This is a genomic window from Streptomyces sp. VTCC 41912 (assembly GCF_045799175.1).
In the GTDB taxonomy this organism is placed as follows: domain Bacteria; phylum Actinomycetota; class Actinomycetes; order Streptomycetales; family Streptomycetaceae; genus Streptomyces; species Streptomyces albulus_C.
The window spans coordinates 35,355-45,820 of record NZ_JBJMAB010000008.1; the positions used below are offsets into that span (position 1 = coordinate 35,355).

The following is a 10,466-nucleotide window of genomic DNA, read 5'->3' on the forward strand; positions in this document are numbered from 1 at the left end:
GCGACCGGGTCGGCCCCGAGGACGTCGCTGAGCAGCTCCCTGGTCCGCAGGACGTTGACCGGCTCGTGGTTCCTGGGATCGGGGAGTTCGGCAGGGCACGCGGCGATCCCGTCCTCGGCGATCTCCAACTGTTCCTGGACGTCGCGGAGCATGCCGTGGGCGGCAGCCAGCCGCGTCCAGGTCTCGAAGGCGGGGTTGTGGTTCGGGTCATCGAACGCCCAGACGGGCGCGGGTCCAGCCGGCGGCAGCGGCGACGAGTTCGGTCAGCTGCGGCAGAGCCCCAACAAGTGCACCTTTGACCTCCTCGGTGATGCCGGCCACTTCGTCGGGCGTCGCGATCTCGGTGAGCCGGGCGATCATCCCGGCAACGGAGTGCGGGTCGGAAGGAGGGTGGGACAGGTAGCGGACCTGCAACGGCTTCTCGGAGCGGGGCGCCTCGCTTCCATGGGCGAGCCGGTTGTTGTGCTGCATCGCGGCGCCGACGGCATCGCCGTTACTCGGGCAGCACTCGGGCACGGTGGCTCCTCGGTCGTTGTGGTGGATTTCCAGCTAGGGGGACGCGGCAGACTGGAGGTGAGAGCGCGCGAAGAGGTCATCTGAGTCACCGCGTCCGAGGACCGGGGGCCTGCGGCGGACGTACGGCCACGGTGGCCTCCGTCGCCCCGGCGGAGGCCGAGGAGACCTTGGCCTTTGCCGCTGCAGGCGAGGTGGTGAGAGCGGCGCTTCGGGAGTCGGGGAGCCTTGGCCGGTGCGTTCGTGTCATGGCCGCGGGCTGCTGCGAGCGGCCGACGCGGCGCAACTTGGCTTCTGAGTCCACGAGTTCCGACTGCGCCGAGCTGACGAAGTCCGCAGCGAAGCCGAACTGGTCGGCGAGTTGGTACGCCTCGTCGTCGAGGTCGGTGATCTGTTCGCCTGCTGCCTCCAGTGCTTCCCGGACACGCTCCAGTGCGCCGTGTTCTGGATGAAGGAGGTGGTCGACCGCCCGTCGAAGGTCCTCACCGTTCTCGGCAGACCTGATCCGGTCGGTGAGTTGGAGGAGTTCCGCCCCGGCGGGGTAAGGCCCGACGAGGTGTGCCGGGGCGCTCATCCTGGCTGTGTCCAGGGAAGGCGCGAGTTCGACACGGTAGTGGGCGGTGCGGAGCATCTCGGCGGCGTGGGTGGCGATGGCGACCTTGTCGGTGATCGGGGTGGTGGTGGGAAGACGATGGCGTCGGCCGTACCAGTCCTCAATCTGCTGGAAGCCAGCGTGCTTGAGGATCAAGGCGGAAAGATCGTCGTTGGCACCTTGTGCCACGACGCTGCCGCTGAGCTCTGAGGTGATGGTGATCGCAGGGGCAGGCACTTGGGTCTCCTGGTCGCGGGGCATCGGGTGTGGAGCGGTGGGCAGGTGGACCAGTTCGGCGGCGAGGCGACGGCGCTCGGTTTGGAGGCGGAAGGCGTCGCGGTAGGCGTTGTGGAGGCTGCCGTCCTCACGAACGAGGGTCGCCACGACGTGGACTGTCGGGGCTGGTTGCGCAGGGCGGCACCGAGCAGTCAGAAGTGGGGGTTTTCGGTGGGCCGGTCGGCCTCGGTAGCGGCTCGGAGCAGTTCGGTGAGGTCTTCAGGCTCGGAGGAGCGCTGGTCGAGCCACCAGCCGGCGCGTGTGATGGTGCGAGCGGCCTCCTCGATCTCCTCCCACTGCGTCTCGCTGGTTTCGCCTTCGAGGACCAGGGCGGTGTAGGCAGCGGCCAGAACCTGATGGCGACAGCGCACACCCCAGGCGACGGCTCGCTCGGTGCCCTCCAGAGGAGGCATCCGGTACTGCTCTGACGAGGCTTCGGATTCGGCCTGTTCTTCGGCTTGCTTGGCCTCCAGCCAGGCGGCCTTGTCCTGCTCGTCGCCCTCCTTGGCTGCCCGCCAGCAGTCGGTGCACTCCTTCCGGGCGAGCCATTCGGCGAAGCCGGCGCGACGATCGGCCGTCCGGTTGGACAGGTCACGCTCGGCCCGGTGGCCGCAGGAGTGGGTGATCTGCCAGATGGTCTTCACAGCCATGGGAACTGCTCCTTAAGGGAGTTGGGTTAGCGATTGCGAGAAAACGCGATGCGAGGGTCGACCGGCCGGGTGGTCGGAACGGAGGAGGCGGGGGCGGGCACCGGCGCCTTGCCCGGAATGCGGGTGCGGGCTGAGCTAGCGGCGAGCGCGGCGGCGCTGATGGGGGACTTATGGGCGGTGAAGCCCTGACTGCGCTGGTGGCGCACGGCTGTTGTGGCTGCAGGAGGGCGACGAGCTGCTATGTCGTGGGCGAGGCGGGGCTGCACCGCGACCTGGAGGTCGGATCGGTGCATCGACACCGTGGCGCTGGCGACCTTCTCCATGGCCTCGCTGCGGTCGGTGGTGATGGGCAGCGTGTAGATGTCCAGGTTCGGGTTGTGCCGCCAGCCGTGTTCTTCCAGGATGAGCCGGCCGCCGAGTGCGGAGGAACGGTCATCGGTGGCTGCGACGATTCCGAGCTGCGGATGCTCGGCGAACGCGACGTCGGGATCTACGCGCGGGAGCCGGTTCCGGGCGGGAGCCGCATCCGAGGCAAGCGAGGGGTCGAACGCGGAGTCCACGTCGACCTGGTAGCCGGCCCTACGCAGCATCGCGACGGCCTGGGTCGCGCGGTCCTGCCCGTCACGCTGCTGGTCGGCCAGTGCGTACAGCGTCGGTTGGCCTGGGACGGGGTGAAAGTCGAGTCCCTTCAACATCCATGTGCTGGCGGCGAGTTGTTTCGGGTTCGCGGCGACGATGCCGTAGTCGGGGTGGCGGCCGACTGCGACGTCCGGACGCGAGTCGTAGTGGGTGGGCATGGCAGATCCATCCGGTGCAGGCTTGGGAAGAGGGGCGGTCGAGGGCCGGGATGGTTCTGCTGGTGCAGGACATGGAGCGCTCCGAGGCGGGAAGCGGTCAGCGACCGGGAACGGACGAGGGGCGGGCCGGCGGCAGCGCAGGCCGTACGGACGAAGCCGCTGGCAGTGGTGCTGGGGCCATACGCTGTGCCGGGTGCCCCAAGCACCGACGACGCGATCCGCAGGATGGTGGGGCGTTGGGGGTAGTGGGCTCCATGAGGATCCGGCGATCGGCCGGTTTGGTCGGGCCGGGACTCGGTGCTAGAGGTGTCAGCGCGAACGACGCGGGGCCGGCGGATTCGACGCTGCCGGCGCGGGAGGCGAAACGGGTGCGGCCCCGCGGTTGCCGGAGGTGGACCGAGCAAGGGCCACCTGAGTACGTTCGGCCCGACCGGCCTGATCGGGGTCCGCCCGGCTGGCCAGGTAGTCGGCAGCCCGAGCAAGGGCCGGGCCCTGGAACGACAACTCATCCGCGTAGCGCCAGCCCTCGGAGTTGCGGATCTCCTGCGCCCGGCTCGCGTACAGATCCCGTGATCCGGGGAGTGACGCGTCCATGAGTGCCATGACCTGATCCCACTCGTGCTGGATCTGGCCTGCACGTTCCAGAGTGGTCTCGATTCCGCGCAGTCGTCGAAGGTCCTCGCTGACCGGTCCCTCGACGTAGTCGGCGCCGGTGGCGGCAGCGCGGACACCGGTCAGCACCTCGGGGCCGTAGTCGAGGAAGACCTCGACGTGTTTCCAGGCTTCGGCGTTGCGTTTCACCTTGCCGTCCGCATAGCCCTTCCGATCGATGGGCCAGCCGTCTTGGCCGCAGAGGGAGTTCGAGAGCGTGTCCCAGGCGTCGGACGCCTGCCTGATACCGGCGGCGGCGGAGGCCAGCGCGGGGACGCGCTGCTGCCAGGCCGGCTGATCTATGGGTGCCGCTGGCTGGCCTTCATGAGAAGGGGGAGTAGGGGGCAATGATGAGTCCTCGTTCATGTGCTGGTGCTCACCGCGAACGCGACAGCGAACCGACGGTGGGTGGGGGAGAGGCAGGAGCGGTGTTCTGCCGGCCGCCGGAAGACGCACGGACCGACATGGCTGTAGAGGTGCGAGCCGCTGCTGTCGTGCGATGCGAGCGGGAGTGAAGCTCGCGGCCCAGCCTCTCCCTCACGAGATGCAGCTCCTCGCCGAGGTCGGTCAGACGGCTGGCGAGGATGTCCAGCTCGGAGGTACTGCCCCGGGCGCCGCGGGCGCGGCACCACTGCGAGGCGGTTTCGAGCATCTGGTGCAGCCGGGCCACAGCACCGAAGTCGTCCGTGACTGCCTCATGGAACAGCTCGGTGAACTCCTCGGGTCGGGCGGCGGCGAGACGGTCGTTCCAGTCGACGGCCGATGCGACGGCGCCCGGACTTGAGGGCGGGGCAAGGGCCCCTTCATGGGCTCGGTGGCCTGGTCGCAATACGGTTGATGGCATTGGTTAACTCGCAGTGGAATATGGCCAGTTGGTCTATGCCGACATGCGGGCGTCGGTGTCGAACAGCTCGCGTTCGGCCGGGTGCAGGATGTGCTGTGTGATGAAGCTGCGACCTGCGACCTTCCACAGGCCCCGGCCCTTGGTCAGGGCGGATACCGCTTGGGTCTCGACGCCGGTCAGTCCGAGCAGCGATGCGGCAGCGGCGAGCTGGTCGGGCTCCTGGCGGTAGATGATGCGGGTGGAGCAGTCAGCCAGGAGGCCCTCGGCCAGCACCCGGCCGCGCGAGCCGGCATCGCCTGCGCTGAGCAGGTCGCTGAGGCGGTGGATGACCATCAGGTTCGCGATGCCGAGCCCGCGAGAGAGCTTCCACTGCGACTGCATACGTTCGAGCAGGCCGACGTGCCGCATCACCCGCCACGCCTCGTCGTAAATCACCCAGCGTCGGCCGCCGTTCGGATCGGCGAGCGCGCTCTCCATCCATGCCGAAGCGCAGGTCATGGCCAGGACCAAGGCGGTGTCGTCGCCGGAGCCGCCGAGGCGGGAGAGGTCGATGGACAGTATCGGGGTGGTCGGGTCGAAGGCCACCGTCGAGGGAGCGTCGAACATGCCGCTCAGGTCGCCGTGCACAAGACGGCGCAGGGCGTGTGCGAGGTCCTGTGCGGCGGTCCCCATGTGTCCGGCCTGGTCGCCGAGGGCTCGGTCGAGGCGCTCGGGCGTGCCGAGGGCGTGCGCGATCTCGCCGAGCAGCGGCACTGTGCCACTGGCGTCGGCCTCGGCGACGACCAGGTCAAGAGCGAGGTCCAGGGCTGTGTGCTCCATCGGCAGAAGGTCGCGCTTCAGTACGGTGCGAGCCAGGCCGGCCAGGAGCAGGAGGCGGCGCTTTCGGACCTCGTTCGCCCAGTCGCCCTCGCTCACCGAGGCGGGCCGAGCCGGAGCATCCAGAGGGTTCAACCTTCCCGGGAGCCCTGGTCCCAGCGCGATGCTGTAACCGCCGAGTGCCTGCGCTACTGCTGTCCATTCCCCCTTGGGGTCGCAGGGAACGTAGACCCGGTAGCCATGGGCAATCGCCCGGGTGGCAATGCTCTTGGCCAGCGCGGACTTGCCCATGCCGATGATCCCGGCCAGGACGGCGTTGGGATTGGTGAAGCCCTCGATCCGCCCGCTGCTGTACAGCGAGAACGGGTCGTAGCAGAACGCTGCCTCCGCGTGCACGTCCCTTCCGATGAAGATCCCTTCGGCGCCCAGGCCGCCCTCGGCGAGGAAGGGGTAGGCGCCGCTGACGGTGGCTGTGGTCATCCGGTGGGCGGGCAGACTGAGCTTGCCACCCCGAGCGGAGGAGGCGCCGGGGCGTCCGGACGGCGGGTACGTCGGCCGCAGTTCCGGGTCGAGGTTCGCCTCGGCGCGGTGCTTCGGTGGGGCGCCGGCGAGGCGGGCTTGACGGCGGGCCTCGGCGAAGCCGGCACGGGCGGCTCGCTGTTCGGCGCGTGAGGTCTTGCGGGGGACGAACAGGTGGGAGGCGCTGGCGCGGGTGCGGGGCATGAAGGTTTCTCCAGACGGAAGGCAGGTCAGTGGCGGATGAGGCCGGTGAACGGCGCGTGCAGGTCGGCCGGGGTGGTGCGGCGGCGCACGAGGTGCGCGGTTCGCTGGTGGCGCTGGCAGATGGTCAGCTCTGGCGCCCCTTCGGGCAGGCCGGCCTGGCACGTCTCGCGTCCGGGAACCTCGCCGGAGTCCGGCCGGGGCGCCGCGTGGTACGCGGTGTGGACGTGATCGGCGGCCTGCCAGATTCGGGTGCGGGCGGCGCGAAGCTCGTCGCCCTCGGTCGGGACAAGCTGGCCGGTGCGGGCGGCATGAGCATCGAGCAGCCCGTGCAGCGAGACGAGATGGGCGTGCAGGGCGTCCAGCTCGGCGCGGGTGGTGACAAGAGGGCCGCCTGGAATGTTGAGCGCGCGGTGGAAGTCGAGCGCGGCGGTGGCGAAGGGCACGAAGTCCTGCGCGGTCGGGCTTATGGTGCGGGACATGGGGGTGCTCTTTCGGAGGGGAGGAAGGCCGGCGTCAGGCGGCGAGGGCGAGCGGCATAGCGGCGGCGGTGAACGCCTCGGCCTGCTGCCAGGTCAGCGGCCGGAGGTCGATCTGGGCACCGACGGCCGCGGTCTCCACGACCGCACAGGCGGAACGCAGCTCCTCCTCGGAGTCGGCCGAGACAGTCAGAAGGCCGGTCAGGGCGACATCCGCGTGGCCCGCGATGAGCTGCCGCTCACGGGACTTGATGTCCTGGTACTCGATCGAGTCCGCCTCGGAGTCGACCTGGCCGCGCCGGGCTCGCTCGGCAGCGTCGGCGATCACGCTGGCCTTCTTGCGCTGGACATCACGCAGGGCGGCGTCCAGTCCCTTCGGCTCGTACGACAGCGACAGCGTGCGCCGCACCCCGGCGGTGAACAGGAGCTGGTGCAAAAAGCCCGCCGAGGTCTCGGTACGGGGCCAGTTCTCCACCCAGTACGTGGAGTGGACGGCCGAGTCGGTCGCGATGTGGTCCGACTTCTCGACGACCACGACGGGACCGGCAGCGCCGGGGGCGGCCGCGGGGCGTCCCGCGGTGGACCAACGGTCGAGCGCTGCAAGGGCCTTGGGGTCGTACGCCGTTCGCACGACGGCAGCGATCTCCTGGTCGGTGAGCCAGCCGGTGGGGTTGAGCCCGGCGGTTCGCGCGGCCTGATCGAAGGTGGATATCAGCTGTGCCAGGACGCTGAAGGCCCCGGTCAGGCCGCCTCCGGCCTGGTTGATCAGACGCCGCGCGGCCTTGGCATCCAGAGACACCGCGACGTATGCCTCATGCGGCGCCGCAGCCGGGCCCGCACTCTGGATCAGCTCGCTGTATATCGCGCCAGCGACAGGGGCGTTGGGCTGGCCGTGCTCCTCCCAGTACCGGCGCAGCGCGTCGCCGGAGTCCGGGACGGTGCGTTCGATCACCTGGATCCGGGCGACCTGACCGGTGCGGGCGAGCGCGGCCAGCGCGCGTCCCCAGCCGTTGACGTTGGCATTCTGGGTGCCGGGGTCGAGCAGTGCGTAGGCTCGGGAGGAAACCTTGACGACGGCGGTCAGGGTGCCTGTGTGGGGGTTGTGGACCGCGCCGTATCGGCGATCGGGGGCCGTGACCACCCGCAGGCTGGCCGCAGTGCCGGGCAGGTGGAGGAGACCTTCGCGGATTGGACGGCGGGAGGGGCGGGTGAGCCAGATCAGCTGGCCCCGCATCCGGCGCAGGGCGTACCGGGCGACGATCGGAGCCCAGTCAGCCAGGGCGCGGCCTCGGTGGCGGACGAAGGTGAGGAGCGCGATGACGGCCCAGAGAGGGATGAGTTCGAGCGCACCGACCACGCCGCGGGTGAGGACCACGGCGAGCAGGAGAAGGCCGGTGAGACTGACGACGAGCAGCTGCGGGGCGGTCAGGCCGAGCAGGATGCCTCGCTTGCTGCGGTGTGGGAACTTCACGGTGGCCGTGGCTTCGGCCTGAGGCTTATCAGACATGGTGGTTCCAGAAGGTGAGAGCGGGTGGAGGGCGAGGCGCGCGGCGCTCTTCTGGAGGCCATGGCAAGGCTCCGTTTCTGTGATCCGCGGTGCGGGGGACGGGGCGGGCTGCAGGATGCAGCCCGCCCCTGCTGTGGTTGGTCAGGACCCCGACGGAGGCTGCTTGGGGAACACCCAGCTCGTCGGCGTCGGGGAACCGGTTGGCGACGGACCGGTGGAGGGTGGCGGTGCGGCAGGGCTGCCCGTGCGCCCAGGTGCAGGGCTGGCAGGCGGCGCGGCGCCAACGCGGGTCATGCTGACGCCTGGAGCCGACGCACCGACGAACTGACCACCCGGGGTGGCCCCTTCGGTGCCCCCCGACTGGTCCTCGCCCGGCCGCGTGATGAGTGGCCGCGATGCCGGGACGCTGGATCAGGGATCGGCCCTTGTCACCGGAGGCGTTCGCGTCTTCGCCGTACCGGAACCGGGTCTGCGGCTTGGACGATCCGGCATCGATGCCCTCCTTGCTCAGGTTGCCACCAGAGGGGCTGATCCCGGATGCGACGCCGTCGCTGCCTGCCCCGGGGACCTTGCTCGGACCCTGCGGTGCAGGAGTGCCGGTGCTGGCCTGCATGGCCAGGCTGCCCGCGGTCTTCGCGGCCCCCGCGGCGACCGCCATGCCGGCAACGCCGGTGCGATGCAGGTCGTCGTGGCCGCCCCCGTCGCTGGCCCAGTGGACGAACTTATAGGTGGCGTACGGGCACAGCAGGACCAGCACCATCACAACGATGCCTGCCAGCGCGTCGGACAGCGCGGACATGCCGTCGTGAGCATCCGACTTGCCCATCGCCGAGACGCCGATGAGGAAGACGACGGTCATCATGAGTTTCGAGACGACCAGCGTGGCAGTGGCCTCGATCCAGCCGCGCCGCCATCGCTTGGCGACCTCCCAGCCTCCGCCGGATCCGGCGAAGACGGCGAGGGCGACCAGGATCAGGACACCGACCTTACGGGCGACCATCACGCCCCAGTACATGAACGCGCCGATCGCGCACCCCAGGGCGACAAGAGCTGGAACTCCCCAGCCGAGGCCGAACATGGCCCCCAGTTCGTTGACCTTCACCACACGGCGAATCGCGTCGTCGACCGAGGTGTTGGCTGCTTGGAAAAGGCCGTCGGACAAGACATCGACGAGGGTGATGGCGACGGTGGTGAAGGCGACGACGCAGAAGCTGAAGAGGACGCCGGTCATGGTGCCGATCGCGGCTTGAGCCAGGGCGCGTTCGTCCCGCCGCCAGGCAGCGAACATCAACTGGATGCAGAACGTGCCAACCGTCAGCGCGAGCCCGATGGGTAGCAGGAGTTGGTAGTTGTCCCGGAACCATCCTGCGTTGAGATCGATGGCGGTGGTGTTGTTGACAGCCTTCGCGGCGAGATCTGAAGCGCTGGCGGCCAGTTCGCCCGCCGACTTCGCGATCCATGCGCCGATGCCGTCGGTGACGGCCCCGGCCGGGTTGGTGGCGAAGTTAACAGCACCGCACACCTTGTCCATCAGCGGAAAGTCGCAGACTCCCATGGCGATACCTCCTTTCTGGGTTGGCTGTCAGGGCGCGACGGACGGCATGACACCGGCCAGGGCGCAGGGATGGGAGGGGCGGCACTGGACCGCGAGGGTGGTGACGCGGTTTTCCGCACCGCCGGCAGGCGAGCCCTTCCAGGCGATCGACTGCTTGCCGGAGACCGTCACGGCGTAGACATACGCCTGCGTGACCGTTCCGGGATCCGCCTGCAGGGCCCGGGTGAACGAGTCCGGGAAGTGCCCCTCGGTCACCTTGGCGGTGGCGAACTGGCCGTTGGCGGCCATTTCCTTCCACAGCACAGGCGAGGGGACAACCGCGTCGACCGAGGCAGGGTCGGCGTACTTGATCTCGGCGGTCAGCCATCGGTGCAGGGCGGTCAGCAGCTCGGCCTGCGAGTACGCGCGGGTGTCATAGGACCACAGCGCGGCTGCAGCTGCCTTCCCGAACGCGATCGGATCGTGGGTGTTCGGCGGGACCGGAAGGGCGTGAGCGCGTTTACTCGGTGAGGGCGATTCGGCGGGTGAAGCGGCCGAGGAGGCAGCGATCGAACTCTGATGCGGTTCACTGGTCTTGGAGGTTTGCCTGCTATCGCGAGTGAGGTAGGCGGCCAGGCCGGCGAGGGCGACGAGCACCACCAGGACGGCGGTGCCGAGCAGCACCCGGCGGCGCACGCGAGATGCGCCGCGGGGGTTCGTGGAGCGGGAAGCCATCAGTGGACCTGGGATCCCAGCGTGCTGAAGAACGCGACCACACCGTTCGCGGCACCCAACAGGAGAGCGGCGCCGGCGCTGACCAGCACGCCCTTCTTGCCGTTGGCCTCGGCCTGGTGGCCGCCGGAGTGGTGGCCCCATGCCCACACGCCTGCACTGACGGCGAGTGCGCCGACTACGGCGATGATTCCGAAGAGGTTGACGCTGCCCATCACATGCTTGAGGACCGGCAGGCCGGGCAGGCCGCCCTCGTTTGGCTTGATCCCAGGGTCGTAGGCGAGTTGGACGACCTTGTCGGCGAGATACATTACGAACTCCAGTTCGATCTATTGCACGCTGAAGCCCGTCGGCG

The 10,466-nt window shown here is 69.3% G+C and carries 11 protein-coding genes and 1 pseudogene; 1 reads left to right on the plus strand and 11 read right to left on the minus strand.

The features are described from left to right. Positions 1 to 207: 207 nt before the first annotated feature. The 5 genes from ACJ6WD_RS14245 to ACJ6WD_RS14265 form a co-directional block, all read right to left on the minus strand. The gene (locus ACJ6WD_RS14245; protein ID WP_376558419.1) at positions 208 to 516 is read right to left on the minus strand and encodes a hypothetical protein; all 309 of its coding nucleotides are present in this window, start codon (positions 514 to 516) and stop codon (positions 208 to 210) included. Positions 517 to 601: 85 nt separating this feature from the next. Continuing rightward, positions 602 to 1,489 carry a hypothetical protein gene (locus ACJ6WD_RS14250; protein ID WP_376558417.1) on the minus strand — a complete coding sequence of 296 codons (888 nt, stop codon included), beginning with the start codon at positions 1,487 to 1,489 and terminating at the stop codon, positions 602 to 604. A 44-nt stretch (positions 1,490 to 1,533) separates the two neighbouring features. Continuing rightward, positions 1,534 to 2,031 (minus strand): hypothetical protein, encoded by a 498-nt coding sequence (locus ACJ6WD_RS14255; RefSeq protein WP_376558415.1) that lies wholly within the window; start codon positions 2,029 to 2,031, stop codon positions 1,534 to 1,536. 26 nt (positions 2,032 to 2,057) lie between these two features. After that, the gene (locus tag ACJ6WD_RS14260; RefSeq protein WP_407615885.1) at positions 2,058 to 2,828 is read right to left on the minus strand and encodes a hypothetical protein; all 771 of its coding nucleotides are present in this window, start codon (positions 2,826 to 2,828) and stop codon (positions 2,058 to 2,060) included. A 309-nt stretch (positions 2,829 to 3,137) separates the two neighbouring features. Beyond that, the gene (locus tag ACJ6WD_RS14265) at positions 3,138 to 3,845 is read right to left on the minus strand and encodes a hypothetical protein (protein WP_376558411.1); all 708 of its coding nucleotides are present in this window, start codon (positions 3,843 to 3,845) and stop codon (positions 3,138 to 3,140) included. Between the two features lie 178 nt (positions 3,846 to 4,023). Between ACJ6WD_RS14265 and ACJ6WD_RS14270 the strand changes: the two genes are divergently transcribed. Continuing rightward, a complete protein-coding gene (locus ACJ6WD_RS14270) occupies positions 4,024 to 4,263 on the plus strand; it encodes a hypothetical protein (protein WP_376558409.1) in 240 nt (79 codons plus the stop codon). A gap of 93 nt (positions 4,264 to 4,356) precedes the next feature. Here ACJ6WD_RS14270 and ACJ6WD_RS14275 read toward each other — a convergent pair whose 3' ends face one another. The 6 genes and pseudogenes from ACJ6WD_RS14275 to ACJ6WD_RS14300 all read right to left on the minus strand — a co-directional run bounded on the left by ACJ6WD_RS14275 (position 4,357) and on the right by ACJ6WD_RS14300 (position 10,422). Next, complete coding sequence (locus tag ACJ6WD_RS14275) at positions 4,357 to 5,862, minus strand: ATP-binding protein (protein WP_376558407.1); 1,506 nt, start codon at positions 5,860 to 5,862, stop codon at positions 4,357 to 4,359. 26 nt (positions 5,863 to 5,888) lie between these two features. Further along, a complete protein-coding gene (locus ACJ6WD_RS14280; protein ID WP_376558405.1) occupies positions 5,889 to 6,341 on the minus strand; it encodes a DUF6238 family protein in 453 nt (150 codons plus the stop codon). 34 nt (positions 6,342 to 6,375) lie between these two features. Next, positions 6,376 to 7,845, minus strand: a complete 1,470-nt coding sequence (locus ACJ6WD_RS14285) for an SCO6880 family protein (protein ID WP_376558403.1) — start codon at positions 7,843 to 7,845, stop codon at positions 6,376 to 6,378. A gap of 141 nt (positions 7,846 to 7,986) precedes the next feature. Beyond that, positions 7,987 to 9,400, minus strand: a pseudogene (locus ACJ6WD_RS14290) (ATP-binding protein). Positions 9,401 to 9,427: 27 nt separating this feature from the next. Continuing rightward, positions 9,428 to 10,114, minus strand: coding sequence for a hypothetical protein (locus ACJ6WD_RS14295; protein WP_407615886.1), 687 nt, complete (start codon positions 10,112 to 10,114; stop codon positions 9,428 to 9,430). Next, positions 10,114 to 10,422: a DUF6112 family protein gene (locus ACJ6WD_RS14300; RefSeq protein WP_376558396.1), complete on the minus strand. Its 309-nt coding sequence runs from the start codon at positions 10,420 to 10,422 to the stop codon at positions 10,114 to 10,116. The genes ACJ6WD_RS14295 and ACJ6WD_RS14300 overlap by 1 nt, the downstream gene beginning before the upstream one ends. Positions 10,423 to 10,466 lie beyond the last annotated feature (44 nt).